The sequence below is a fragment of the Nocardia sp. NPDC058480 genome, from assembly GCF_042720495.1.
Lineage (GTDB): Bacteria > Actinomycetota > Actinomycetes > Mycobacteriales > Mycobacteriaceae > Nocardia.
Genome location: NZ_JBHXMN010000008.1, coordinates 28,109 through 52,346 on the forward strand (window position 1 = coordinate 28,109; position 24,238 = coordinate 52,346).

24 protein-coding genes, 1 tRNA gene and 1 other RNA gene are annotated in these 24,238 nt (G+C 67.2%); 18 read left to right on the plus strand and 8 right to left on the minus strand.

Annotated features, from left to right (window positions below):
• Nucleotides 1-4: 4 nt before the first annotated feature.
• The 6 genes from recQ (at nt 5) to ACFWO8_RS19925 (ending at nt 5,743) form a co-directional block, all read left to right on the plus strand.
• The gene (gene recQ, locus ACFWO8_RS19900) at nt 5-1,996 is read left to right on the plus strand and encodes a DNA helicase RecQ (RefSeq protein ID WP_378953063.1); all 1,992 of its coding nucleotides are present in this window, start codon (nt 5-7) and stop codon (nt 1,994-1,996) included.
• Between the two features lie 97 nt (nt 1,997-2,093).
• Nucleotides 2,094-2,327 (plus strand): hypothetical protein, encoded by a 234-nt coding sequence (locus ACFWO8_RS19905; protein ID WP_378920817.1) that lies wholly within the window; start codon nt 2,094-2,096, stop codon nt 2,325-2,327.
• Nucleotides 2,328-2,641: 314 nt separating this feature from the next.
• Nucleotides 2,642-3,256 (plus strand): YdcF family protein, encoded by a 615-nt coding sequence (locus ACFWO8_RS19910; RefSeq protein WP_378953065.1) that lies wholly within the window; start codon nt 2,642-2,644, stop codon nt 3,254-3,256.
• Between the two features lie 163 nt (nt 3,257-3,419).
• Entirely contained in the window at nt 3,420-4,358 is a 939-nt protein-coding gene (locus tag ACFWO8_RS19915) for an acyl-ACP desaturase (protein WP_378953067.1), read from the plus strand.
• 48 nt (nt 4,359-4,406) lie between these two features.
• Nucleotides 4,407-4,880, plus strand: coding sequence for an SsrA-binding protein SmpB (gene smpB, locus ACFWO8_RS19920; protein WP_378953069.1), 474 nt, complete (start codon nt 4,407-4,409; stop codon nt 4,878-4,880).
• Nucleotides 4,880-5,743, plus strand: coding sequence for an EamA family transporter (locus tag ACFWO8_RS19925; RefSeq protein ID WP_378953071.1), 864 nt, complete (start codon nt 4,880-4,882; stop codon nt 5,741-5,743). Before smpB ends, ACFWO8_RS19925 begins: the two co-directional genes overlap by 1 nt.
• A gap of 6 nt (nt 5,744-5,749) precedes the next feature.
• Here the strand turns inward: ACFWO8_RS19925 and ACFWO8_RS19930 are convergent, their stop codons facing one another.
• Nucleotides 5,750-7,048: an ABC transporter substrate-binding protein gene (locus ACFWO8_RS19930; RefSeq protein ID WP_378953073.1), complete on the minus strand. Its 1,299-nt coding sequence runs from the start codon at nt 7,046-7,048 to the stop codon at nt 5,750-5,752.
• A gap of 225 nt (nt 7,049-7,273) precedes the next feature.
• Between ACFWO8_RS19930 and ssrA the strand changes: the two genes are divergently transcribed.
• Both ssrA and ACFWO8_RS19940 read left to right on the plus strand, forming a co-directional pair.
• Nucleotides 7,274-7,646, plus strand: a transfer-messenger RNA (tmRNA) gene (gene ssrA, locus ACFWO8_RS19935).
• A gap of 232 nt (nt 7,647-7,878) precedes the next feature.
• Nucleotides 7,879-8,937, plus strand: coding sequence for a hypothetical protein (locus tag ACFWO8_RS19940; RefSeq protein WP_378953078.1), 1,059 nt, complete (start codon nt 7,879-7,881; stop codon nt 8,935-8,937).
• Nucleotides 8,938-9,014: 77 nt separating this feature from the next.
• On the opposite strand, the gene ACFWO8_RS19945 is transcribed toward ACFWO8_RS19940, so the two are convergent.
• The gene (locus ACFWO8_RS19945) at nt 9,015-9,224 is read right to left on the minus strand and encodes a DUF5302 domain-containing protein (protein WP_378953080.1); all 210 of its coding nucleotides are present in this window, start codon (nt 9,222-9,224) and stop codon (nt 9,015-9,017) included.
• An 89-nt stretch (nt 9,225-9,313) separates the two neighbouring features.
• Between ACFWO8_RS19945 and ACFWO8_RS19950 the strand changes: the two genes are divergently transcribed.
• A complete protein-coding gene (locus ACFWO8_RS19950; protein WP_378953082.1) occupies nt 9,314-10,225 on the plus strand; it encodes a hypothetical protein in 912 nt (303 codons plus the stop codon).
• On the opposite strand, the gene ACFWO8_RS19955 is transcribed toward ACFWO8_RS19950, so the two are convergent.
• The gene (locus tag ACFWO8_RS19955; RefSeq protein ID WP_378953084.1) at nt 10,203-11,027 is read right to left on the minus strand and encodes a DUF1266 domain-containing protein; all 825 of its coding nucleotides are present in this window, start codon (nt 11,025-11,027) and stop codon (nt 10,203-10,205) included. The genes ACFWO8_RS19950 and ACFWO8_RS19955 overlap by 23 nt on opposite strands.
• Nucleotides 11,028-11,355: 328 nt before the next feature.
• Here ACFWO8_RS19955 and ACFWO8_RS19960 point away from each other — a divergent pair, with 328 nt between their 5' ends.
• Nucleotides 11,356-12,051 carry a helix-turn-helix domain-containing protein gene (locus ACFWO8_RS19960; RefSeq protein WP_378953086.1) on the plus strand — a complete coding sequence of 232 codons (696 nt, stop codon included), beginning with the start codon at nt 11,356-11,358 and terminating at the stop codon, nt 12,049-12,051.
• A 125-nt stretch (nt 12,052-12,176) separates the two neighbouring features.
• On the plus strand, nt 12,177-12,665 hold the full coding sequence (locus ACFWO8_RS19965) for an NUDIX hydrolase (protein ID WP_378953089.1): 489 nt from the start codon (nt 12,177-12,179) through the stop codon (nt 12,663-12,665).
• Here the strand turns inward: ACFWO8_RS19965 and ACFWO8_RS19970 are convergent.
• The 4 genes from ACFWO8_RS19970 to ACFWO8_RS19985 all read right to left on the minus strand — a co-directional run bounded on the left by ACFWO8_RS19970 (nt 12,641) and on the right by ACFWO8_RS19985 (nt 15,681).
• Entirely contained in the window at nt 12,641-13,039 is a 399-nt protein-coding gene (locus ACFWO8_RS19970; protein ID WP_378953091.1) for a VOC family protein, read from the minus strand. The two genes, ACFWO8_RS19965 and ACFWO8_RS19970, sit on opposite strands and share 25 nt — an antisense overlap.
• 50 nt (nt 13,040-13,089) lie before the next feature.
• Entirely contained in the window at nt 13,090-13,503 is a 414-nt protein-coding gene (locus ACFWO8_RS19975; RefSeq protein WP_378953093.1) for an arsenate reductase ArsC, read from the minus strand.
• Nucleotides 13,504-13,644: 141 nt separating this feature from the next.
• Nucleotides 13,645-14,946 carry a D-arabinono-1,4-lactone oxidase gene (locus tag ACFWO8_RS19980; RefSeq protein ID WP_378953095.1) on the minus strand — a complete coding sequence of 434 codons (1,302 nt, stop codon included), beginning with the start codon at nt 14,944-14,946 and terminating at the stop codon, nt 13,645-13,647.
• A gap of 57 nt (nt 14,947-15,003) precedes the next feature.
• Complete coding sequence (locus ACFWO8_RS19985) at nt 15,004-15,681, minus strand: TetR/AcrR family transcriptional regulator (RefSeq protein WP_378953097.1); 678 nt, start codon at nt 15,679-15,681, stop codon at nt 15,004-15,006.
• Between the two features lie 130 nt (nt 15,682-15,811).
• Between ACFWO8_RS19985 and ACFWO8_RS19990 the strand changes: the two genes are divergently transcribed.
• From ACFWO8_RS19990 to ACFWO8_RS20020, 7 genes are all read left to right on the plus strand, one after another.
• The gene (locus ACFWO8_RS19990; protein WP_378953099.1) at nt 15,812-17,305 is read left to right on the plus strand and encodes an MFS transporter; all 1,494 of its coding nucleotides are present in this window, start codon (nt 15,812-15,814) and stop codon (nt 17,303-17,305) included.
• A 174-nt stretch (nt 17,306-17,479) separates the two neighbouring features.
• On the plus strand, nt 17,480-17,896 hold the full coding sequence (locus tag ACFWO8_RS19995; RefSeq protein WP_378953101.1) for a fluoride efflux transporter FluC: 417 nt from the start codon (nt 17,480-17,482) through the stop codon (nt 17,894-17,896).
• Nucleotides 17,897-17,960: 64 nt separating this feature from the next.
• Entirely contained in the window at nt 17,961-18,323 is a 363-nt protein-coding gene (crcB, locus tag ACFWO8_RS20000) for a fluoride efflux transporter CrcB (protein WP_378953102.1), read from the plus strand.
• 47 nt (nt 18,324-18,370) lie between these two features.
• Complete coding sequence (gene pgm, locus ACFWO8_RS20005) at nt 18,371-20,008, plus strand: phosphoglucomutase (alpha-D-glucose-1,6-bisphosphate-dependent) (RefSeq protein ID WP_378953103.1); 1,638 nt, start codon at nt 18,371-18,373, stop codon at nt 20,006-20,008.
• A complete protein-coding gene (locus ACFWO8_RS20010) occupies nt 20,005-21,336 on the plus strand; it encodes an MFS transporter (protein ID WP_378953105.1) in 1,332 nt (443 codons plus the stop codon). Before pgm ends, ACFWO8_RS20010 begins: the two co-directional genes overlap by 4 nt.
• 65 nt (nt 21,337-21,401) lie before the next feature.
• On the plus strand, nt 21,402-22,142 hold the full coding sequence (locus ACFWO8_RS20015) for a DsbA family protein (RefSeq protein WP_378953107.1): 741 nt from the start codon (nt 21,402-21,404) through the stop codon (nt 22,140-22,142).
• A gap of 180 nt (nt 22,143-22,322) precedes the next feature.
• Nucleotides 22,323-22,395 (plus strand) — tRNA-Ala (locus ACFWO8_RS20020).
• Between the two features lie 673 nt (nt 22,396-23,068).
• Here ACFWO8_RS20020 and ACFWO8_RS20025 read toward each other — a convergent pair.
• Nucleotides 23,069-24,127 (minus strand): hypothetical protein, encoded by a 1,059-nt coding sequence (locus ACFWO8_RS20025; RefSeq protein WP_378953109.1) that lies wholly within the window; start codon nt 24,125-24,127, stop codon nt 23,069-23,071.
• Nucleotides 24,128-24,238: the final 111 nt, after the last annotated feature.

The window sequence follows — 24,238 nt, forward strand, 5'->3', positions numbered from 1 at the left end:
CCCGGTGAGCAATTCCGGCGCCACAGCCCCCGATGTCGACGACTTCCCGCCCGAAGACTTCCCACCCGACGACGCGTACCCGTCCGACGGCGGGTACGTCTCCGAGCACGATTTCGCCGACACCGGCGGCTTCCACTTCGACGATCTCGCCCCGGCCACCCCGGGCCGGGTCGCGGCTCCCGACCGCGCCGAGACCGCCGACGAAGTATTACGCCGCGTCTTCGGCTACGACAGCTTCCGTGGCGACCAGGCGGCCATCGTCGGACAGGTCGTCGGCGGTGGCGACGCGCTGGTGCTGATGCCGACCGGTGGCGGAAAATCTCTCTGCTACCAGGTCCCCTCGCTGGTCCGCGATGGCGTCGGCGTTGTCGTCTCACCGCTGATCGCGCTCATGCAGGACCAGGTCGACGCGCTCAGTGCCCTCGGTGTGCGGGCCGGGTTCCTCAACTCCACCCAGTCACCGGATCAGCGGCGGACCGTGGAGGCGCAGTTCGTGTCCGGCGATCTGGACCTGCTCTATCTGGCGCCGGAACGCCTGCGACTGGAAGCCACCCTGCGGCTACTCGACCGCGGCAAGATCGCCCTGTTCGCCATCGACGAGGCGCACTGTGTGTCGCAATGGGGCCACGACTTCCGGCCCGACTACCTCGCGCTGTCGCTGGTGCACGAGCGCTGGCCCGATGTCCCGCGCATCGCGCTCACCGCGACCGCCACCGAGAAGACCGCCGCCGAGATCGTCGAACGTCTGGATCTCGGCGCCGCGAAGCAGTTCATCTCCAGTTTCGACCGGCCCAATATCCAGTACCGGATCGAATCGAAGAACCGCGCCGACCGTCAGCTGCTCGACTTCATCCGCGCCGAGCACCCCGGCGACGCGGGCATCGTCTACTGCCTCTCGCGCAATTCGGTGGAGAAGACCGCGGCCATGCTCAACGAGAACGGCATCCGCGCGGTGCCCTATCACGCCGGCCTGGATTTCCGGACCCGCGCCGAGAACCAGTCCAGATTTCTGCGCGAGGACGGCCTGATCGTGGTCGCCACCATCGCCTTCGGCATGGGTATCGACAAGCCCGACGTGCGTTTCGTCGCCCACCTCGACCTGCCCAAATCGGTGGAGGGCTACTACCAGGAGACCGGGCGCGCGGGCCGCGACGGCCTGCCGTCTACGGCCTGGATGGTCTATGGCCTCAATGATGTTGTGCAGCAACGCAAGATGATCGATTCCAGCGAGGGTGACGCCGCGCATCGCAGGCAGCTGCAACTGCACCTCGACGCCATGCTCGCCCTGTGCGAAACAGTCGGCTGCCGGCGCGCGCGGCTGCTCAACTATTTCGGCCAGACCGGTGGTGCCTGCGGCAATTGCGATGTGTGCCTGAACCCGCCCGAAACCTGGGACGGCACGGTGCCCGCGCAGAAGCTGCTGTCCACGGTGCTGCGGCTCAAACGGGAACGCGGACAATCCTTCGGCGCGGGCCATCTCGTCGACATCCTGCTCGGCAAGACCAACCAGAAGATCACCCAGCATCGGCACAACGAGCTCTCGGTATTCGGCATCGGCACCGATCTGCGCGATACCGAATGGCGCGGTGTGGTCCGGCAGTTGCTCGCGGGCGGTCTGCTCGCGGTGCAAGGCGAATACGGTGTCATCGCGCTGACCGACGAGAGCAACGAGGTGCTGTTCGAGGGCAGGAAGGTACCGATGCGGCGCGAGCCCGAACGCGCCGCCCGCCCCGCGCGCACTTCGAAATCGGCCAAGGCGACCGTCGACCTGCCCGCCGCCGACGTCGGACTGTTCGAGCGGCTGCGGGCCTGGCGTGCCGCTACCGCCAAGGAACAGGGTGTGCCCGCCTACGTGGTCTTCCACGACGCCACCTTGCGCGAGATCGCCGCGCGTAAGCCCGCCGACCTCGCCGCACTCGGCACCGTCGCCGGGGTCGGCGAGAACAAACTGGCCCGCTACGGCGAGGGGGTGCTGACCACACTGGGCGAGGAATAGGCGCACTTCCGCCGCCGGCGATGCGCCCATAAGGGCGTACACGCGCGGCGGAAAGGAACCCACACCGAATCCGACGACCCCGAGTTACTGTCGAGTCATGGCGAATGGTGAAGGCTCCGACAGCGATACGTCGGGCAGCAGCCCGAGTGCGGGAGGCGATTCCCCGACACCCCCGATGCCGCACCGCCACATCGACCCGGTCGTCGCGCCCACCCTGCTCGGCGTGCACCACGGCGCGATCCACCGCGGTAGGCCACGGTGGTCCACCATCGCGCTGATCGCCATCTTCGCCACCGCCCTGGTTCTCTACCTCGTACTGAGCCCGGGCTGACGTCCGCGCCCCCGCCGACCGATCGTCCGCGGTTCGGCAATGTCGCATGCACCGCTGCCGGATCCTGTGCTGCGTCACTGACGGTCGTACTCCGCTGATCGCCACGGGTGTCAGCTGTGCGCTCGCCGAGTCCTCGTTGACTCGGCATCCCATTCCGGAAATTTTGCGATGCCCCGCACCAGCGTCGGCCGACCTGCGCATGTGAGTTGTCGTAACCGCAGGTCAAAGGGGCACCGGCTGGTGTCCCCGTCGCGCACCGTTGCCGAGCGGGACCGATCACACCAGATCGGCCCGAGCTCGAGGAGGCGACGGCAATGGTGCGATGGACTTGGCGCAAGCGCGTGGTGTGCGCGGCGTTAGCGGTCACCGGATTGGCCTGCGTGCCGATACCCGCCGGTGCCGACGCCTCGGCCCCACCCGGTCTCGACTTCGCGCGGGCGCTCGGCACTCCCGCGCTGCCCGGCATCTACGGCCCCGACACCGCAGTGGTGGTTCTCGGCTACGGCCTGACACCGGAGGGCACGATGCGCGAGGAACTGGTCCGGCGACTGCGCGCGGGCCTGGCCCAAGCCGCTTTCGCGCCGTGGTCACCGATCATCGTTACCGGCGGCAACCCGCGGGCCGGCCTGTCCGAAGCCGACGCCATGGCCGACTGGCTGGTAGCCGCCGGCATCGACCAGAGCAGGATCATCCGCGAATCCGAGGCCGACTCGACAGTCGCCAATGCCCGCAATACCGCGGCGATGCTCGCCGACAAGGGGCTGCGCTCGGTCGTTCTCGTCACCTCCGAGGACCACATCGCCCGAGCCAGAGGCGCTTTCGTCGACGCGGGTGTACTCGTCGTCGGCGACCTCACTCCCGACCGCGCCCAGTGGGATTCGGCGCCACTGCACATCGGCCGGTTCGGCCCCGCGTCCTCGGCCCGATGATGCGTACCCGCCCGTGCGTGAGCTGCCGCGAAACGCGATGCGCGGTCGTCCGTTCGGCGTCGCTGTGACCGATCATCGCCGCACGTCGACAGTTGTGATGAGTAGTCGCGGAAATCTCGGCAATAACCCCGAGAACCCACCCTTCGCCTCGTAACGTCGACCCATGACGCTCCACCTGTCCGACAGCGACATCCTCGCCGAGCTCGAGCCGACGGCCGAAGCCAACCTCAACGATCACCTCGCCAAGGCCAAGATGTGGCACCCCCACGACTACGTGCCGTGGGATGAGGGCCGCAACTTCGCGGCCATGGGCGGCGACGACTGGGACCCCGAACAGTCCCGGCTGAGCGAGGTCGCCAAGGCGGCGATGATCACCAACCTGCTCACCGAGGACAACCTGCCCTCCTACCATCGCGAACTCGCCGACACCTTCGGCTTCGACAACGCCTGGGGCACCTGGGTCGGCCGGTGGACCGCCGAGGAGAACCGGCACGGCATCGTCCTGCGCGACTATCTCGTCGTCACCCGCGCCGTCGACCCGGTCGCCCTCGAAGAGGCCAGGATGGCGCACATGACCGCGGGCATCGCCAAGCCCGAGAAGGGTTCGCAGTTCCTCAAAGGCGTCGCCTACGTCACCTTGCAGGAACTCGCGACCAGAATCAGCCACCGCAACACCGGCGCCCTGTGCAACGACGCAGTCGCCGACCGCATGCTGGCTCGCATCGCCGCCGACGAGAACCTGCACATGGTCTTCTATCGCAAGCTCTGTGCCGCGGCCCTTGATCTCACCCCCGACGCGACCATGCGGGCCATCACCGACGTGATCCTGCGCTTCCAGATGCCCGGCCTCAACCAGCCCAACTTCCGCCGCAACGCGGTGCTGCTCGCCAAGCACGGCGTCTACGACCTGCGCCAGCACCTCGACGTCGTGCTGCGCCCCACCCTGCGCACCTGGCGAATCTTCGAGCGCACCGATTTCGGCCCCGAGGGCGAAATCGCCCGCGACGAGCTGCACACCTACCTGCTCGACCTCGAGGTCAAGGCGGCCCGTTTCGAAGAGCAGCGCGACCGCGCCCTGGCCAGAGCTGCCGCCAGGGTCTGAGTCGGCCATGGAATAAACCGCTGGCGCCGTCACTTACAGTTGACCGTTATGAAGGAGAAAGGCCGGAAGGTCATCGCGACCAACCGCAAGGCCCGGCACAACTACACGATCCTCGACGTCTACGAGGCGGGGATCGCGCTGGTCGGCACCGAGGTGAAGAGCTTGCGTGAGGGCAAGGCCTCGCTCGTCGACGCCTTCGCGACCGTCGACCACGGTGAGGTCTGGTTGCGTGGCCTGCACATCCCGGAGTTCAGCCACGGCACCTGGACCAACCATTCGCCGCGCCGCACCCGCAAGCTGCTGTTGCACAAGCGCGAGATCGAGCACCTGGTCGGCAAATCGCGCGAGGGCAACCAGACGCTGGTGCCGCTGTCGATGTACTTCTCCGACGGCAAGGTGAAGGTGGAGCTCGCGCTCGCCAAGGGCAAGCAGGACTACGACAAACGTCAGGATCTGGCTCGCAAGCAGGCCGAGCGCGAGGTCACCCGTGAGGTCGGTCGGCGGGTCAAGGGCATGCGTTAGTGCTCTCCGTAGCGCTCGCCCTCGTCGCGGCGGCGGGCTACGGAGTCAGCGATTTCTTCGGCGGGATCGCGGCACGCAGGGTGACCGCCTTGCGGGTGGTCGTGGTGTCGTACCCGTTCTCGGTGCTGTTGGTCTTGCTGATCGCGCCGCTGGTCGGCGGGCACGCCGACACCGCGTCGATACTGTGGGGCCTGGCCGCGGGCGTGGCCAGCGGCTTGGCGGTGTGGTGGTTCTATGCCGCGCTCGCCGACGGACCCATGTCGGTGGTGTCGCCGCTGACCGCGGTGCTGGTGGCAGGTATCCCGGTCATCGCCGGATTCTTTCTCGGCGAACGACCCGGTGCGGTCGCGGTCGCGGGCATCGCCGTCGCCCTGGTCGCGGTGGTGCTCGTCAGCCGGGAGGCACCCGACGAAACCACCGAGGAGATCACCGGCGGCAGGCAACTGCGCTTCACCCGCCGGGTCGCGCTGCTCACTATCGGGTCCGGTGCCGCCTTCGGTTTCGCGTTCTACTTCCTGCACGAAACCCACGCGAGCGCGGGTTTGTGGCCACTGCTAGCCCAGCGCGTCGCGGCGACAGCGGTCGTGTGGACCTCGGCGCTGGCAGCGGGTGAATTCCGTGGCCTGCACGGCGAACCGCTGCGCCTGGCATTGGCGGTCGGCGTGCTCGACGTGATCGCCAACGCCGCGCTGCTCTACGCCTTCCACGGCGCGATGCTGTCGGTAGTGAGCGTGATCGGCTCGCTGTATCCGGCGGCGACCGTGCTGCTGGCGATGGTCCTGCTCGGCGAACGCATCAGCGCCACCCAGAAGATAGGAATGGTGCTCGCGCTCACGGCGGTCGCCATGATCGCCGCGAGCTGATTTCCGCTACAACCGGGTGCAGGGCTCGTGCAGGTTCAGCCGGCCCAGTGTCTTGCCCTGATAGCCGACGCTCACCGCCCTCGCTCCCATCGGCGCCGCCTTGTCCGGTTCGAACACCGCCGACCATTCCGTTTCCAGATCAGGTCCCGCCGCACCGGCCGGATGGATCACGACCATGCCTTCACCGTCGGGTTTCATCGCCCCGATGCTGCGCCGCAAGCCGGCGCGGGTGAGCTCGCCGTTCGCCGCCGCCGTGGTGAGCAGGGCTTTGAGCGGATAGGTGATCGCCCAGCCCAGCGAATAACCGAAGTTGGCCGGTTCGCCGGTGATCGCGTCGCGGGCGTGCTTGGCGCCCACGCTGTCACCGGCCCAGCTGTCGACCGGGGTCGTGTAGTTGTAGAGCGCGGTCAGCGCGGGCGCGGCCGCCGATTGCAGCAGTGCCGCGTTCCAGGTGGGCAGCGAGCCGAGGAACCGGCCGGTGAAGCCCGACTTCACCAGCTTGCCCACGATCTCCGCGGTCTCGGCGGGTCCGGTGGCCAGCATCACCAGATCCGGTGCCGCGGCCAGGATCTCCGCCACCGGCCCGTCCTGACTGCCGACCTCGGCGTTGGGCCCGGTGTCGATGCGATCGGCGATGGTCGCGTCGTTGGCCACCGCCCACTTCAGCGCGCCGCTGGCATAGTCGCCGCCGTAGTTGCCGCGATAGGCGACGACAGCGATATTGCGTGGCGCGTAATGGGTTTCGGCGAACCAGTCGAGGCCGGTCACCGCTTCGGTGCAGTAGGAGTAGCCGGCGCTGAGCACCAGATTGCGGTCGGCGCTGCGATAGTTCCAGCCCGACCACTGGGTGGCCGCCGTGCTCACCATGTCGTCGACGTCCATCTGATTGAGCATCGCGACGGTCTGCGCGGTCCCGAAACTCATCGACAACGCGAGCACATGCGGCTCGATCTCCTGATACCTGCTGCGATGGGTCCGCGGATCGTAGGAGGTGTTGCGGGTATAGGTGCTGATGTCGATGTCGTAGCCGCCGATGCCACCCGCCGCGTTCACCTGCTTCCAGAACGCCGCCTGGCCGTCGTTCATCGAGGCGCCGAGCGGGGTGAACGGCCCGTTCTCCAGATCCGAGAGCACCCCGAGGTAGATGCAGCCGCGATCGGAGTTCGCCGAACCGGGACAGGGCGTGCTGGTGACGCCAGGCCCGGCGGTGGGCTCGCCCGACGAGCAGGCCGCGGCCAGCACGAGGCTCGCAACAGCCGGGATCGCCGCGAATCGGCGCAGCCCACGCTGACCGGTGAATGCCATGGGATAACTCCTTGCTCCAGTCGCCCAGGACATTTCACGGTTCCGCGGCGGCCGAACGAGAACAGTACCCGCCACCACTGACGCTCCTACCCCGATTCGCCGACGTGGTCCACAGTGGTTCGCCACAAGGTCACGTCGGCGACATCGCGAGCCGGCAGAAATAATGGGAAGAACTGACCCCGCGCCGGTGTTAATATGACTAGCCCGCACGGTGCGGGCACGTACGGGGCTGAACGGTTTCGACTGCGTACGTTGATTCAGGGGAAGCGTGTCGGTGCAGGCAAGAGACCACCGTAAGCGTCGCTGCAACCAATTAAGCGCCGATTCCAATCAGCGCGAGTACGCCCTCGCTGCCTAAGTAGCCAGGACGTCTCTGTCAGTCCGGGTTCGTCCCTCGACCCGGGTACTGGCATCAGCTAGAGGGAATTACCGTTCGGCTCGGTCGCGGAGTCGAAGGGGACATCTAACAGCGACTGGGATCGTCATCCAGGCTTGTTCGCGAGACCAGGAGATCCAAGCAGAGACATAGCGAACTGCACACGGAGAAGCCCTGAAGACGCGGCGGAGGACCCGGGTTCGATTCCCGGCAGCTCCACTCGAGGCCCCTCACCTGACACACAGGTGAGGGGCTTTTTCATGCCCCGACGATGGCATTCGTGTGTACACGACAGCGTGACCGCTCCTGGTCGGGTGGCGGCGGGATGTGTGCCGCCCGGAAAGACCTGGTGCGCTGCCGGAAAGCGGCTCTTTCCCGGCGTCGATCGGACTCCGAACTGATCGGTGCGACCCTGGTGCAGGGCCGTGCTGGTGGGCCACGTAGAACTGAGCAAATGACGCGGTATGCATACGACTCGGGGGCGGGGACGTTGGTCGCTACCTGGGGGACCGGTCGGGGTGATGTCGCCGAGACGATCGCCGAGGTACCGGGGGCGGAGCACGGGGTGGAGTTGGCGGCGGCGCTGGCGAGTTTGGCGCGGTGTCAGTGGCGGACCTATACCCACCCGGCGACTGCGGCCGGGGATCCCGATGTCGAGAACGGGGAGGCGTGGCGGCGGGCGGAGGAGCGTGGACGGTTCGCGAAGGTCGAAGAGGCGCTGCGCACGCCCAATCTGCCCGATGACGACGGCTTCATGCTCGTCTTCTACAGCCCCATCGAGGAATCGGCGCATCACCTCGGCCGTGTGCTCCACGGGATCGGCGATGCGGGCCTGGTCGACCGTTTGGTGAACGAGGTTTTGACCGAGCAGGCGGCCATCACGGCCGCGGAACTGGGCGATCTGGCGGGCAGGGCGCGACAAGCCGTCGAGCTCACCCGACCGGAGATCTCCCCGGTCCAGGTGCACGCCGCCGATACGCTGTTGCGCGCGAACCCCTTGGGCTCGATCGACCTGTTCACCGAACTCGACCCCGCCGCCGCATCGGTTGCCGCCGCTCACTGGCTCCGGGCAGCGGCGACCGTGGCAGGCGAGGTGACGGGCATCGACCCGGTGGACGTGGTCGCCGAGGCGGACGACATCGAAGCGCTCGAGGTCGAAACACCCACTGTGGTCTTGGAACGGCTCAGCGAGGGGGAGACGCCGACCCAGGTGGTGGTCGACCTGATCGCCGATGCCATCGCCGTCTCCGAGGGCAAGGTCCGCGACCTGGACGGAATCATCGAAGCCGCACGGGAAATCGAGGAACGCGACGAGGACGACGATCCCGACGCCTGGACCGACGGCTACCGCATCTGCCGCCTCGACCCCACCCGACCCGCGATCGACCTGCTCGAAGATCTCCTCGGCGCTATCAGGGGCTGCTGGCTGGTCTTCAGCGAAGCGGACAGCGGCGTCGCCTTCGAGAACGCCGTTCGAGCCGAAGCGGACGCCGATACCTCCCGCCTGCAGTAGATCCACGAAAAGCCCTGTGCCGCAGGGTGATTACCAGCGGCGGCAGGGCTGCTCACGGAGAGATACCGGCTGCGAAACTACCCGCCTGCGCGACGGCGGAACGTCCGCTTCCCACCAGCCTGGGCATGCGTACCACGCACTTTGGCGGAATTCTGGGCGGCCCCACCCGCGGAGGAGTGGCCGTTCTTCCGCTCGAGCGCCTCGCGGAACTTCCGCTTGGTCGCCTCTTCCGGAGTTTCGTTCGCGGCGCCGGGCTGTTCGGCGGAGACTTCCTGTTCATCGGGCATACCTACAGCCTGCCACCTCAGCGCACGTTCGCACACCACCGGCGGGGCCATCCCCCGGGCCCGCGATGGCTCCTCGGTAGGATCCACCGATGCGGGGGCATGCCAGGAGGGACGCGGCGGTGATCGAAGTATGGGGTGCGCGAGTCGCGGTCCGGTATGCGGACGGGCGGCTGGTGACGACGCCGCTGCGCGCCGACAACGAGATCGCGCTCGACGTCGGCGTGGCCGAGCTGGGCAGGATCGCGCTCGCGACCACCGAGGATGGGCAGATGGCGCTGCTGCTGTTCTTCCGGTCGGCACAGTTCGTGGTCAACGGTGCGCCGACGGATCGTCATCCGGTGCCGGTGTTCCTCGAAACCGAGTTACGCGAGCAGGCGCAGGCGCTGATCAGAGCTGTCGAACGCGACCTCGTCAGCTTACGTAGAGTGTTTCCGCCCCGCCCGAATCTCGTTCCGCCGCAATTGGTTCAGGCTTCGAACGGCCGGCACCGTCCCGATGTCACTGCGGCAGCGCGCCGAATGCGCCACGCGGGCAACTCCTTACGCGAGATCGACATCCTGCACGGCTGTGCCCGCCCCGACGAGTACGTTCTCGAACTGGCCCAGGCCGGCCACGAGGGTGCGCCGGGTCTGGTCGCGATCACCACTCTGCGCCTGCTGTTCGTCTCCGCGTGGGCGGTCTACGAATTCCCGGTCTCGGTTCTCACCGGTGCCGAAGTGCGCACGGAACCCGGACAGGTTGCGACCCTGCGGGTTTCGGGCGCGGGCACCGACCTGGACTTCGTCGACTGGGAACCCGCCGACTTCACCCGCGTCACCGAGGCCGTTCGCCTGGCCTGCGAAATCGAACACGTCGACGGATCCATCGCCCAATCCATGCCCTGCTCAGCAGACCTCTTCGGCGAATGGCAACTGCTGGTGGAACGCCGCAAACTGGGGATGGTCGAGGACGACCCGTTCCGCCGTCAAGCCGTCGGCATCATGCTGACGATGCCGGGCTGAACACCGGCGCACCCGAATGCAGGGCAACCCGCCGCCACGGACTCGACGGCCGAAGATGCAGCCCCGCGATCATCCGCCTACGTTCGGCCACTTGGCTTTTCGCGGCCGACAGATCCTGCGTGGCCGCCCAGAAGATCGCACCCGTGAGGAACCCGTCGCCGAACTGCCGCCAGTTGCGATAGTGCTGCCGCGCCCGATCCAGCCCGATCAGCATGTGCTCCCACGCCTCGTCGTCGGTCAGATAACCCGCCGTGCACGCCGCGCGGGCGATGAACACCAGCCGGGCCAGATCCCATGCGGTGGCGTCGATCTGCAACGGCGTCGGCAGACTGTCGGTGATGCCGAGCTTGATGGCTTGCAGCCACGCGTCGTAATCGCGATCGATGCCGGCAGGCCCGCGATAGCCGCGGAAACCCGAGAGCGTGTGCAGGAATTCGCGATGCTCGTCGGCCAACCCCGACCGGTCGACCCGGCCGGTATCGGACGCGGCCGTGACGGCGAGTGGATGGACGAGTTCGAACAGCGGCGCGTGCATCCCGGCCAGCAACCGCCGCACAGTGTCATGCGCGTCCTCGGCGTTGTCGACACCCCATGACTCGTGCAGTCCTTCGATCGCGGTCTCGCGCCGGGTCGACGCGCTGTCCGGTTCCTCGGGTAGGAACGCCACGCCATCGCACTGCGCACCCCAACTGCGCCCGTAATACGCGCCGACGGCCAAAGCCCTGATCCGGTCGTCATCAACCGACGTCCCGGACCATACGTCGGGCTCGATGTCGATGTCCGCCCCCGGGAAACCAGCCACACGCGGCCGTCCGCCCTGCACTGATGCTGTCGGTTGCATGGGCACCCCTCTGCCGAGCCGAACGTTGTGCCGCCAGATCTTACGGGGTTGGGCGGAGTGGGGGTCGCGCGCAGGTTCGGACGCAGCGGGTAAAACCGAGCCTGGGGCGGTGTACCTTGCTGTGTTTGTTGGAGCGCTGACGCGCTCGAGTCGGGGCCCTTCGGGCCCCCGATCTTCCCTCCCTCCGGGTACTCCTTCGTCGCACCCTCCGGTCAGTCCAGATCGGGGCGGGCCCCTCCGGGTAGAGACATACCAGGTTGTTGTCGGTGGGTGGGGTTACCGTCGAAGTGTGGCCGAGTACCGGGAACGTGCATCACGGCTGGACCGAGCGGTGGTCTGGTCGCGAACCATGCCTGCCCACACCGGTCCCGTCACGGTGTTCCCCGACGGGTGCATGGATCTGATCTGGACCGAGGGCACGCTGATGGTGGCGGGCCCGGACAGTCGCGCGTTTCTGGCTCCGACCGCGCGGGCGAGCGAATTCGTCGGCATCAGGTTCGCGCCGGGCACCGCGCCCACGTTGCTCGGGATTCCGGCGGTGGAACTGCTGAACCAGCGGGTCGACCTGGCCGAGATAGCACCGTCGCGCACCACCCGCGAACTCGTCGACCGCATCGACAACGCGCCCGACCGCGTTGCGGCGCTCGAGACGATCGCATGGCGATTCGCCACCGAAAATGGTCCTGCGAATCCGGCTCTCACCGCCGTCGTCGATGCGCTGTCGGCAGGCGCGACGGTCGCCGAGACCGCCGCCCGGACGGGGATGTCGGCCCGGATGCTGCACCGGCGCTCGCTGTTCGCCTTCGGCTACGGACCCAAGATGTTGGCCCGTATTCTGCGCTTTCAACGCGCACTGGCGGCGGTTCGCACCGGAATTCCGGCCGCGCGAATCGCCGCGACGACTGGCTTCGCCGACCAGGCACACCTGTCGCGGGAGTTCCGTGACCTGGCGGGATGCTCGGTAGGCGCCCTGCAACAACGCTGATCGGGCGTCTCGGCGCCCGGAAAGTCTCATTCGGCACAGCGTGACGGAAGGTTTAGGCTCGGTAGTGCACGCCCCGTCGCAAGTGCTTAGGCCAGTCCGAAACACCGACGAGAGGATGTGACCTGATGATCGACGAATCCGTGTATTCCACGCTCCGTATCGAGGCAGAACGAGACGAAATCCGTCGGCTTGTCGTCGGCGCCGTCGTCGTCCGCCATCAGCGCGTGCTGATCCTGCGCCGCCGACGATCGGATTTCCTCGGTGGCCGGTGGGAGTTGCCCAGCGGCGTCGTCGAGCCGGGTGAGGCACTCGACGAAGCGCTGGCCCGCGAAGTCGCGCAGGAAACCGGGCTGGAGGTCACCGGAGTCAGCGACTACCTCGGCGATTTCGACTACCTGACCGGCGAAGGCGCCCGCACCAGGCAGTTCACCTTCGTCGTCGACGTGGCCGCGACCGGACCGGTGACGCTCACCGACCACGACGCGCACCTGTGGACAAGGCTCACCGGAGAACCCCCGGTGAGCGATGAGGTCCGCGAGATGCTCGGCCGGTATCAGCAGCGCCAGCGCGACCCCCACGACTGGTCGGCCTATTCGGCGGGCAACGGCGCGTAGAGGTCGATGCCGTGGCCGTCGGGGTCGGCGAGCGAGGCGTAACGCTGGCCCCAGAAGGCATCCCACGGTGGGAGTTCGCCGTGATGGCCGGCGTCGACGAGCTCGGCGTAGAGCTTGTCGACCTCGGCCGGATCGGCGCATCGAAACGCCAGACTGCTGCGGCCGGGACCGGTCGGGGGCAGCCAGCCGGGGGAGAAGGAGGCGATCGTCGCCTCGGTGTCCAGCGCCAGTCGCAGGCCACCGCCGATCACGGCCTCGGCATGCCCCTCGGATTCGGCACCTTCCGGGAAAACCAGTCCCAGCCTGCGGTAGAAGGCCACCGAAATGGCCATATCGGAAACAACAACGGACACGACATCGAGCTGCGGAGTCATATGCGCAGCCTAAGCACCCGAGTGGCGTGCGGTCTTGAACGAATCGGACGTCAGCGCGCCGGTACCGGCACCAGTTCCGTGATCAGGTTCCCGATCAGGATCTGCAGGTGATCACGAATGCCGCGAAGCACCTCGATCGGCTGCCCGGCCGGATCCGGCAGCACCCAGTCCCGATAGCTGATTCCGGGAAAGTACGGACACACCTCGCCGCACCCCATCGTGACCACCACATCCGAGAGCCCGACGGCATCATCGGTGAGCGGTGTCGGCCGTGCGCCGGAGATATCGATCCCGATCTCGGCCATGGCCGCCACCGCGGCGGGATTCAGCTCGGCCGCCGGTTCGCTGCCCGCGGTGCGCACCTCGATCCGGTCACCGGCCATGGCGCGCAGGAAGCCCGCCGCCATCTGTGATCGGCCCGCATTGTTGACGCAGACGAACAACACGCTGGGAGTGTGGGCCATGGTCGCCCTTTCGGCGCAGGGGCGAAGTGCTTGTGGCGCTTCGGATATCACCCGTCATCATTCCATCAGGGCGCTGCGGCGGGGAGCGGTGCGGGCGATCCGGCGACGCTGTTGTCCGAGCAGTGTCCGCACCGCGTGGCGTCAGTCGAGTGCGCCGAGCACCCGGTGCACGTAGTCGTTGGCGAACACGCCGGTGGGGTCGAAGCGCCGCCGTACCGCGGTGAAACGGTCCCATTCGGGGTAGCGCGAGCGCAGCGTCGCGGCGGTCTGGAAGTGGTGTTTGCCCCAGTGCGGCCTGCCGCCGTAGGCGTCGAACACCGCCTCACACGCGCGGAAGTACGGCTCCCACACCATGCCTTGATACTGGTGCACCGCGATGTAACAGGTCTCGCGTCCGCCCGCGGGGGACAGGAAGGCGTCGTCGGGCGCGACCCAGCGCACCTCGATCGGCATCGGTGTGCCGAATCGCCTTCCCAATGCCAGGATTTCGCGAATCGCCTCGGCCGCGTGCGCGCGCGGGATCGCGTATTCCATCTCGTTGAACTTCACCAGCCGCGGGGTGGAGAACACCCGATACGAGCGGTCGACCTGCCGGTTGTTGCTGCCTGCCAGAGTGGCCGCGCGGTGAATCATGGGGATGGCGGCCGGAATTCGCCGGCCCAGCCTGCACAGGCCGTCGTAGAGATGGTTGGCGATCAGGATGTCGTTGATCCACTCGCTCACCGTGCCGCGCGGCTGTTCGGGCGCCTCGGTGCGATCGATGGCCTTGGTCATCGCGGTGTCACTGTGCGGGAAGGCGAAGAACTCGAAATGATCGCTGCCGTCGGCGAATTCGTCGATATCGGCGAGCACCTCGGTCAGCGGCACCGGCCGCTCGACGCACTCCAGCACGAACGACGGCTCGAGCTGCAAGGTAGCCGCGGTGACGATGCCGAGCGCGCCGACGCTGACCCGCGCCGCCTTCCAGCCGTCGGGGTCGGTCTGCTCGTTGAGCTCCACCCTGGTGCCGTCGGCGCGCAGTACCTCCACCGAGTGCAGTGCCGCGGAGATATTGCGCAGCCGGGCGCCGGTGCCGTGGGTGGCGGTGGCGGTCGCGCCCGCGAGGCTCTGCGTGTCGATGTCGCCGAGGTTGGGGAAAGCCAGTCCGTGCCCGTGCAGCAGTGGGCTCGCCGCGTGCAGCGAGATCCCGGCTTCCACCCGGACCCGTCCGGTGTCGGCGTCGACATCGAGGACCTTGTCCAGACCGCTGAGATCGACCAGCGTGCCATCGGTGAGCACGGCGTCGGTGAACGAGTGCCCCGACCCGGCGACGCGCACTGTCCGCCCCGCGGCGGCCGCATCGGTCACGATCGCGGCCAGTTCCTCGACGTCACGCGGCGCGGCGACGACGGCGGGTGTGCAGCGCTGCTCGCCTGCCCAGTTCACCCAGGTGCTCTTGGTCATGTGTCCAACACTAGAGGATGCGCTGTGACGCGCGCTACTCGTTGGACAGGTTTCGGCTCAGCGGCGGCGGCCGAGGCAGCCGGCGGCCTTGGCCTGCTCGACCTCCTCGTCGGTCAACGGCGCGACCAGTAGTGGCCTGCGTGGCACCGAGTCGGTGCGGACGCCGTTGAGTGCGATGGCCATATAGCGCTGCCACACTTCGGAATTCACCGGGGCGGCGAACTCGGCGATGGAATTGACCATGTGGATCAGCGCGAAGAAGTCGGAGGTGGCGACGTCGGGGTCTACCGCACCTGCCTCGCGTGCGCGATCGATGATCCCCGCGACCGACGGACGGATCCGGTCGCGCAGCTCGGCGAAACGGGCCGGATCTTCCTCGAGTTCGAGCATCACTGCGCCGAAACCGCGGTTGGTCGCCAGATGTTTGCACGCGCTCTCGAAGAACTCGACGAGCCCGAGCCAGGCGTCGGAGTTGCCCATGGCGGCGTCGGCCGCGTCGGCGAAGTCCTTCACGTGTTGGTCGAAGACCTCGGCGATGAGTTCCTTCTTGTTCGCGAAGCGCCGATACACCGTGCCGACGCCGACCCCCGCGCGCTCGGCGACATCGTCGAGGGTGATCTCGAGGCCGTGATCGGCGAATAGCTCACGGGCGGCCGCGACGATGCGTTGCTGATTGCGCGCGGCGTCGGCGCGCAATCTGCGGGGTGGTGTGGCAGTCGTCGTGGCGTGATTCACAAGTACATCCTATCAATCCGGGGATTAAGTGGAGGTCGTTTCTCCGTTACTCTGGTAGCTTCGATTGAAGCGGAGGTATGACCTCCAATTATGTCACCCACAAACCGAACCGCAGCCTTCAAGGGGAGTTATGACCACCACACTCGATTCAGGGCCGAAGCGCTCTGCGGGCACAGCGCGTCGCGGCTCGCACGCCCTGCGCTGGTGGGTGCTTGCTGTACTCGGCATCGCCCAGCTGATGGTCGTGCTCGATGCGACGATCGTCAATATCGCCCTGCCCGCCGCCCAGGCCGACCTCGGCTTCGGCGACGGTGACCGGCAGTGGGTCATCACCGGTTACGCCCTCGCCTTCGGTAGCCTCCTGCTGCTCGGCGGCAGGCTCAGCGACCTGTTCGGTCGCCGCAACACCTTCATCGTCGGCCTGATCGGCTTCGCGGTGGCCTCGGCCATCGGCGGTGCGGCCACCAGCTTCGAGATGCTCGTCGCGGCCCGGGTCGGCCAGGGTGTGTTCGGTGCGCTGCTCGCGCCCGCCGCGCTTTCGCTGCTCACGGTCACCTTCACCGAACCCAAGGAACGAGCCAAGGCATTCGGCATCTTCGGCGCCGTCGCCGGTACCGGTGGCGCGATCGGTCTGCTACTCGGTGGCGTGCTCACCGAATGGGCGTCGTGGCGCTGGGCGATGTATGTCAACCTGATCTTCGCCGCCGTCGCGCTCGTCGGCGCCGTGCTGCTGCTCGCCAAGCACGTCGCGACCTCGCGGCCCAAGCTCGATTGGACCGGCACTGTCGCCGTCACCGTCGCGCTGTTCGGCATCGTCTACGGCTTCTCCCACGCCGAGTCCAATGGCTGGAGCAACCCGGCCACGCTGGCCTTCCTGATCGGCGGCGCCGTGCTGCTCGCGGTCTTCGTGTGGATCGAGACCAAGGTCGCGCATCCGTTGCTGCCGTTGCGCATCGTCGCCGACCGCACCCGTGGCGCGTCGTACCTGACCGTGTTCGTCATGGGCATCGGCATGTTCGCGATCTTCCTGTTCCTCACCTACTACATGCAGCTGACCCTGGCGTACACGCCGATCGTGACCGGTCTGGCGTTCCTGCCGATGGTGGCGGGCATGGTGGTCTCCTCGACCACCGCGCCGTCGCTGCTGCTGCCGAAGTTCGGCCCCAAGATCGTCATCAGCGGTGGCTTCCTGGTCGCCGCCGCGGGCATGCTCTGGCTCACCCGGATCGGTCTCGACTCGGGCTACGTCACCCATATCCTGCCCGCGCTGGTACTGCTCGGCCTCGGCCTCGGTGGTGCGATGTCGGTCGCGTTCCAGGGTTCGACTGCGGGTGTGCAGCACGAGGACGCCGGCGTCGCCTCGGCGATGGTCAACACCAGCCAGCAGGTCGGTGGCTCCATCGGCACCGCGCTGCTCAGCACCATCGCGGCCTCGGCGATGACCGACTACGTGTCGGCACATGAGCCGGGCCCGCTCACCATGGCGCAGGGCGCGATCGAGAGCTACACCACCAGCTTCTGGTGGGCGACGGCCACTTTCGTGCTCGGTGCGATCGTGATCGCGGTGCTCATGCCGAACACCGTGCCCGCTCCGGCCGAAGGCGAGCCGGTGCTGGCGCACTGATCTGGAAAACCTCGCCAGACGATGGCCCGAACCGACAGTCGGTTCGGGCCATCGGCGTTCGTTCGCGCAGTCTGCTGAATGTTTGCCGCGACCGCACCGCGCGGATCGGTGTCGGTGGGTCTCGATACCATGAGCAACGACCACCACACGGATCGGCCAACGGGAGGGGAACGCATGACATCGCGGCCCCCGGCGCTCGATCCGGCCGTCCTCGTGGCGATCTCGGTGGGCGGCGGCCTCGGCGCCACCGCACGATTCGGGATGGGTCACTGGTGGCCGGTGCTCCCCGGCCGGTTCCCGTGGTCGACGTTGGCGGTGAATGTGCTCGGCTGCTTCGCGATCGGGGTGCTGATGGTCGTGGTCACCGAACGATGGGACGCACCGAAACTCGTGCGGCCGTTCCTGGGAATCGGTGTGCTGGGCGGCTTCACGACGTTCTCCACCTATAGCCTCGAGATTCGTACACTCATCGGCACCGGTGCGACGGGCACGGCGGTGGCCTATCTCGGTCTGTCGGTGCTGGCGGCACTCGGTGCCGTGGCAGTCGCCATGAGCGCGACCCGGTGGGTCGCGCGACGGGGATGCGCATGAAATCGACGACGGAAGGGGGTGGGCCGATGGTCGAGACATGGGCTCCCACACAGGGAGGCGTGGCATGACGGTGGCGCTGGTGATGGCCGGTGGCATGCTCGGCGCACCCGCCCGGTACCTGATCGACCGGCAGATGTCGGCGCGGTTTCCGACTGGGCTGCCGTGGGGGACGCTAGCCGTTAACATTGTCGGTTCGGCGTTGCTCGGGGGTTTGATCGGCGCGAGTGCGGGCAGTGCGCTGCTGGCATTCGCGGCAACCGGCTTCTGTGGTGCGCTGACCACGTTCAGCACATTCGGGTACGAGACGATCCGTCTGGTAACCGAGGGCGCCTACGTGTATGCCGTGGGCAACGTCGTGATCAGCGTCGCGGCGAGCCTGGCCGCGGTGTACGCCGCCGCGTCCCTGACCCAGTGGTTGTGCGCATGATTCTCATGACCAGCCGCGCGCAGCCGACACGGAAGGGAACACCCACCATGGCCCACGATCGCGCCGGACGGCCTGCCCGCCCGACCGACCTGGTGGACATCGCTCACCTGGTCACCGCGTACTACAGCCTCGTCCCCGATCCGGACGAGCCGAGCCAGCAGGTGGTGTTCGGCACCTCGGGGCACCGTGGGTCCAGCGAGGACAGCGCGTTCAACGAAGCCCACATCATGGCGATGACGCAGGCGATCGTCGAATACCGCGCCACCCGTGACATCACCGGCCCGGTCTACCTCGCGCGCGACACCCATGCCCTGTCCGAACCCGCGTGGACCACCGCTTTGGAGGTCCTGGCAGGCAACGATGTGACCGCCGTGATCGACGCTCGCGGCCGCTACACCCCCACGCCCGCGCTGAGTCATGCAGTGCTGAACCACAATCGCGGCGGCACCAAGCACCAGGCCGACGGCATCGTCGTCACCCCTTCGCACAACCCCCCGCGCGACGGCGGCTTCAAATACAACCCACCGCACGGCGGCCCCGCCGACACCAAGGCCACCGACGCCATCGCCGCTCGCGCCAACGAACTGCTGCGTGGCGGCCTGGCCGGGGTCAAGCGGGTCTCGCTCGATCAGGCGATGAACTCCCACGTGCAGCGCTACGACTACCTCGATAAGTACGTCGCCGATCTGCCGAACGCGTTGAACCTGGACGCGATTCGTGGTGCGGGCATCCGGATGGGCGCCGACCCGATGGGTGGCGCGAGTGTGGACTACTGGGAGGAGATCGGGCAGCGCTTCGATCTCGAGCTCGAGGTGGTCAACCCGTTCGTCGACCCCACCTGGCGTTTCATGACTCTCGACAGCGACGGCCAGATCCGGATGGATCCGTCCTCACGCCATGCCATGGCGGGGCTGGTCGGCATCAAGGACGACTACGACATCTCCACCGGCAACGACGCCGACGCCGACCGGCACGGCATCGTCACCCCCGACGGTGGCCTGATGAATCCCAATCACTTCCTGGCCGTCGCGATCGAATACCTGGTCGCGAATCGGATGTGGTGGGACGCGCTCACCAAAATCGGCAAGACCGTCGTCACCTCGTCCATGGTCGACCGTGTGGTCGGCGTGCTCGGGCGGGATGTGCACGAGGTGCCGGTCGGGTTCAAGTGGTTCGTGCCCGGATTGTTCAGTGGCAGTTTGGCTTTCGGTGGTGAGGAGAGCGCGGGCGCGTCGTTCCTGCGGATGGACGGCACCGTGTGGACCACCGACAAGGACGGCATCCTGCTCGCGCTGCTGGCCGCCGAGATCGCCGCCGTCACCGGCCAGACCCCGTCGGCCAGGTACGGCGAACTCGAACGCCAGTACGGCAGCCCCGCCTATGCGCGCATCGACGCCGCCGCGACCAGCGAACAGAAAGCCAAACTCGCGCGCCTGACGCCCGAGGCCGTCACCGGCACCGAGATCGCGGGTGAGGAGATCACCGGCATCCTCACCACCGCGCGCGGCAACGGAGCGCCGCTGGGCGGGCTGAAGGTGACCACGGAGAACGCCTGGTTCGCCGCACGTCCCTCGGGCACCGAGGACAAATACAAGATCTACGCCGAGTCGTTCCTCGGCCCCGAACATCTCACCCAGGTGCAGGCGGCGGCCGAGGAGATGGTGAACCAGGCGCTGATCGAGTGAGCGCTCCGGCCAAAGTCCGGCTACCCGCCGAGATCTGGGTACTGATCGCGGCTGCCTTCGTGATCGCACTCGGGTTCGGCCTTGTCGCACCCGTTCTGCCGCAGTACGCGCGTGAATTCGGGGTCGGCATCGCGGCCGCCTCGGCGATCGTGAGCGCGTTCGCGTTGATGCGGTTGCTGTTCGCGCCGGCCAGTGGGCGGCTCGTGCAGAAGCTCGGCGAGCGGCGGGTGTATCTGGCCGGCATCGCGATCGTCGCCCTGTCCACCGGCGCGTGCGCGCTGGCGCAGACGTATTGGCAACTGCTGGTGCTGCGTTCGCTGGGCGGCATCGGGTCCACGATGTTCACGGTGTCGTCGATGGCGTTGATCATCCGGGTGTCACCGCCTGCGGCGCGTGGCCGGATCTCCGGCGTCTACTCGACGAGTTTTCTGATCGGGTCGCTGCTCGGCCCGCTGGTCGGAAGTAGTTTGGCCGAGTTCGGGCTGCGTGCGCCGTTCGTCATCTACATGGCCGCGCTGCTGGTGGTGTGTGTGATCGTGTTCGCCGGGTTGCGTGAATCGCCGGTGCTCACACCCGAGAACGGTGTGCAGCCGATCGAATTCACCTTCCGTCAAGGGTGGGCCGAGCCCGCTTACCGGGCGGTGCTGCTGTCGAGTTTCGCGGGTGGCATCGCGGTATTCGGTGTGCGGATGGCGTTCGTGCCCCTGCTGGTTGTCGAGACCCTGCATCAGGAAATCGGCATGGCGGGCGTGGCGTTGACGGTGTTCGCCGCGGGTAATGCGGCAGTGCTGTTCCTGTCGGGTCGGCTCTCCGACCGGTTCGGTCGCAAGCCGTTCCTGATCGCCGGGTCCGCCATCTGCGCCCTCGGGACCGGTGCGCTCGGTTTCGCGCCGAACCTGGTGTGGTTCCTGATCGCGTCATTTATCGCAGGCCTCGGGTCGGGGATGTTCAGCCCCGTGCAGCAGGCGGCACTGGCCGATGTGATCGGTTCGCGCGCTCGCGGCGGCCCGGTGCTTGCCGCGTTCCAGATGTCGGCCGATCTCGGCACCGTGCTCGGCCCGATCGTCATCGGCTGGCTGGCCGAGCGCACCTCCTTCGGGGTGGGCATGGCGGTTACCGGTGCGGTGCTCGCGGTGTCGGCCGCGGTGTGGGTGGTGACACCCGAGCCCTCGCAGATCACCCATCCCGAAGATCCCGAGCACCCCGATCACGCGGGCGACGGCATCGACCCGCAATGCAGCTGCGATGGCAGCCCCGACGGTGTGCCGGTGGTGCGTGACGGCATGGTTCCCGCGGGTCGACCCAGCGATTACCACAAGCCGCAATAGCAGGTCAGCGCCATTTCGGCCCGCCCGGGCGGCGGGCCGCCCGCGACTCGAGGCAGAGTGGACGGGTGAGCACAGCCGGTTCTTCGCACAATCCGCGCCCCGTTTCCAGCAACACCACCTATGCGCTGGCCGCGGTGGCGGTCGTCCTCATCGGGTTGATCGTGTTCGCTGCCTACAAGTGGAGCGCGGAACCGCCGCCCGCCGTACGCAACGAGGGCTACGGCCCCGTCCGCGAGGCCGCCGTGCAGGTCAGCACCACCCCCGAAGGCGTCATCCGCCTCGGCCGCCCCGACGCCCCCAAGACCGTCGACATCTTCGAAGACCCCATCTGCCCCGCCTGCGGCGCGATGGAAAACAGCTTCGGCCAGGAACTCGCCCAGAAGATCGACGAAGGCAAGCTCGCGGTGAACTACCACCTCGTCGCCTTCCTCGACCCCCAGTCCAAGAGCAAGGACTACTCCACCCGCGCGACCGCCGCGAATCTCTGTGTCGCCCAATCGGGTTCGGGCCCCACGTACAGCAAGTTCCACGAGACGCTGTTCACGAAGCGGCAGCCCGCCGAAGGCGGCTCCGACCTGAGTAACCCCGCGCTGGCCACCATCGCCACCGAATCCGGCGCCCCCGAATCCGTCGCCGCCTGCATCAACAACAGCGCCCAATCCGATGCCGCCAAGACCGCCGCCGCGAAAAACCTCGCCGACCTCGACGCCCGCACGGGCAACAAGGCCGCCACCCCCTCGATCTACGACGGCACCACCAAGATCAACTGGCAAGACGAGAACTGGGTAGTGAACCTGGCCCCATGAGCCCCCGCGTGAGGTTCGGCACATTCTACCCTCGACCAGCCGATCCGTCCCGCCCCACGCGCCCCCGAAGCCCCAGCCCACACCCCGCATTTTCGCCATCTACCAGCCGATTTGTTGTCTCTCAGACGCATGGTGTAACTTCATTCAGGCAGCAGCGAGAGCAGCTGAACAACTGAACACGGGGCTATGGCGCAGCTGGTAGCGCACCACACTGGCAGTGTGGGGGTCAGGGGTTCGAGTCCCCTTAGCTCCACAGAAATAGCAGGTCAGGCCCGGTCAGCGACCGGGCCTGACCTGTTTTTCGGTCCTGGCCCCCGTAAACCCCCCGTTTTGGCTGTGTGTTTGATGGATGCTGTCTGCGGACCGCCTTGTCGCGGTTCCGATCCGCCGCGACGGACGATGTGGACGCAGTCGGCCGGGGCCGCACCGGTGGTGGCTTGTGCGCCGCCACCGCTGGCGAAGGGTTGGGCATTCGGGCCCGTGCCAAGCCTTGCTGGGACCGCCTAGCTCGGGTGGTGCGACCAACGCCATGACACCCCTCCGCCCGTTCGGGAAACGTGTTCGACAATCAGGAACGAGACTGCCTGTTTCCGAACGGGTTTCCGAACACCCGCGCCTGCGAGTCCGCTGTCGACGCTTGTCAGTGTTCGAAGTCGCCTTCAGTGATGTTCGAAGTCCTGTTCAGTCATGTGGGGGTCTCGTAGGGTTCCGGCCCGTTGACCCATCCCGTTGGTGATCAGGTTTACGGGGAAGGCCAGGCCGCCGACGTAGAGCTGGTGGACCCCCGAGCTGGACTGTCGGCAGCCTGCCGCCCAAGATCGCCAGGCACAAGATCTCAACTCATTTTGAAACGATCAGTTGGCCCCGCGCCGTCCGTGACGCCCTGACCTCGCAGAAGCGCCGGGCGGGGCGGGGCTGTTCCCGTGTCAGAGTCCGAGGACGCTGCCGATGGGGCCGAACAGGCCAGTGAGCAGGATGGCGGAAACGTCGCTCTCGGCCTGGGCGGGGGTGGGCTTCCATGGGGCGATGGTCCAGGTCTGCCCGGGGACGCCCTTGTGCTTGCCGACCAGTTGGCCGTTGTGGTCTGTCCAGTAGGTTCGCTCCGACGGCACTGTTTCGCTGTCGGAGCCGTAGATGTATGTGCCGTCGTACGCCCACCGATAGGTGGCGCCTTTGCCCCTCTTGGCGCCGCAACCGAACATGCGGGTCCGCGAGGCAGACGTGAACGGCGACGGGGCGATGCCTTCCTTCGCAGCCTCGTCCAGGTAGGCACGCAGCGCGGCGATGACCCTCTTGTCCCACTCTGCCTTGTCCCACTCCGCCTGGGGGGCAACGGCGGCCGAATCCACATCCTCGTCGTCGTCGAAGATCATCCGCTGCTCCCGAGCTTGTTCCTTCACGTCATTGATGTCGGCCAGGTAGATGCCATCGGCACCGCGAAACGCGAGACCGGCGCAGAGTTTGTGCCATTCGTTCAGCATCTCCACCTCATCCCGGATCACCGGCTCGGGCAGTTTCTTACGCCTCCAGAGCTGCTGCGCGGCCCTGGACACCTCGGCATCCAGGGCCTTCCATTCCTCGGAGATCAGCGTGCCAAGCTTCTCCCGGAGTTCTGCGGGCATCCTGTTCAGCTTGTCGACGAACACCTCGACCGTCCGCTCTCTGTCCTCCTCCTCGGTGCGGGGGTCGCTGTGCATCCACACACAGAGGTTGCCGATGTTCTGGTACTCGCTGACGGCGAAGTTGGCGATCTGGTCGAACGGCCTGCGCTCCAGGGAGTCTCGGCTGGAATGGAACCACCAGGCGGTCGCGGGGCTGTTGTCGGCGGGCCCCAGTGTGAGGGTCGGGTCTTCGGTCACGGTCTGGAGGTACTTGGTCCCGAGCCTGTGGTCGCTGACGTCGTGCGTTCTGCCTAGTCGAACCCGGACGCACCGGCCGGTCTCGTTGTTGACGATGGTGAAGTTGCCCTCGGGAAACATTGCCATTTTTCCAGTATTCCGTCGGAACGCCAGTCAATCGCGTAGTCAGCACGGAGTGTCTCGATCCGCGAAAAAGTCGCGGATCAGGTTGTCGGCAAACGTCCTTCGCCGACAACC

What these genes read in the sequence shown, in the direction of transcription:
- ACFWO8_RS19970 (WP_378953091.1), bottom strand. Translation starts at nt 13,039, where the DNA reads ATGACTCCGCAGCTCGATGTCGTGTCCGTTGTTGTTTCCGATATGGCC.
- ACFWO8_RS19945 (WP_378953080.1), bottom strand. Translation starts at nt 9,224, where the DNA reads ATGCCCGATGAACAGGAAGTCTCCGCCGAACAGCCCGGCGCCGCGAAC.
- ACFWO8_RS19995 (WP_378953101.1), top strand. Translation starts at nt 17,480, where the DNA reads ATGACATCGCGGCCCCCGGCGCTCGATCCGGCCGTCCTCGTGGCGATC.
- ACFWO8_RS19905 (WP_378920817.1), top strand. Translation starts at nt 2,094, where the DNA reads ATGGCGAATGGTGAAGGCTCCGACAGCGATACGTCGGGCAGCAGCCCG.
- ACFWO8_RS19975 (WP_378953093.1), bottom strand. Translation starts at nt 13,503, where the DNA reads ATGGCCCACACTCCCAGCGTGTTGTTCGTCTGCGTCAACAATGCGGGC.
- pgm (WP_378953103.1), top strand. Translation starts at nt 18,371, where the DNA reads ATGGCCCACGATCGCGCCGGACGGCCTGCCCGCCCGACCGACCTGGTG.
- ACFWO8_RS19980 (WP_378953095.1), bottom strand. Translation starts at nt 14,946, where the DNA reads ATGACCAAGAGCACCTGGGTGAACTGGGCAGGCGAGCAGCGCTGCACA.
- ACFWO8_RS19965 (WP_378953089.1), top strand. Translation starts at nt 12,177, where the DNA reads ATGATCGACGAATCCGTGTATTCCACGCTCCGTATCGAGGCAGAACGA.
- ACFWO8_RS19930 (WP_378953073.1), bottom strand. Translation starts at nt 7,048, where the DNA reads ATGGCATTCACCGGTCAGCGTGGGCTGCGCCGATTCGCGGCGATCCCG.
- ACFWO8_RS20025 (WP_378953109.1), bottom strand. Translation starts at nt 24,127, where the DNA reads ATGGCAATGTTTCCCGAGGGCAACTTCACCATCGTCAACAACGAGACC.
- ACFWO8_RS19915 (WP_378953067.1), top strand. Translation starts at nt 3,420, where the DNA reads ATGACGCTCCACCTGTCCGACAGCGACATCCTCGCCGAGCTCGAGCCG.
- ACFWO8_RS19950 (WP_378953082.1), top strand. Translation starts at nt 9,314, where the DNA reads ATGCGGGGGCATGCCAGGAGGGACGCGGCGGTGATCGAAGTATGGGGT.
- crcB (WP_378953102.1), top strand. Translation starts at nt 17,961, where the DNA reads ATGACGGTGGCGCTGGTGATGGCCGGTGGCATGCTCGGCGCACCCGCC.
- smpB (WP_378953069.1), top strand. Translation starts at nt 4,407, where the DNA reads ATGAAGGAGAAAGGCCGGAAGGTCATCGCGACCAACCGCAAGGCCCGG.
- ACFWO8_RS19990 (WP_378953099.1), top strand. Translation starts at nt 15,812, where the DNA reads ATGACCACCACACTCGATTCAGGGCCGAAGCGCTCTGCGGGCACAGCG.
- ACFWO8_RS19910 (WP_378953065.1), top strand. Translation starts at nt 2,642, where the DNA reads ATGGTGCGATGGACTTGGCGCAAGCGCGTGGTGTGCGCGGCGTTAGCG.
- ACFWO8_RS19940 (WP_378953078.1), top strand. Translation starts at nt 7,879, where the DNA reads ATGACGCGGTATGCATACGACTCGGGGGCGGGGACGTTGGTCGCTACC.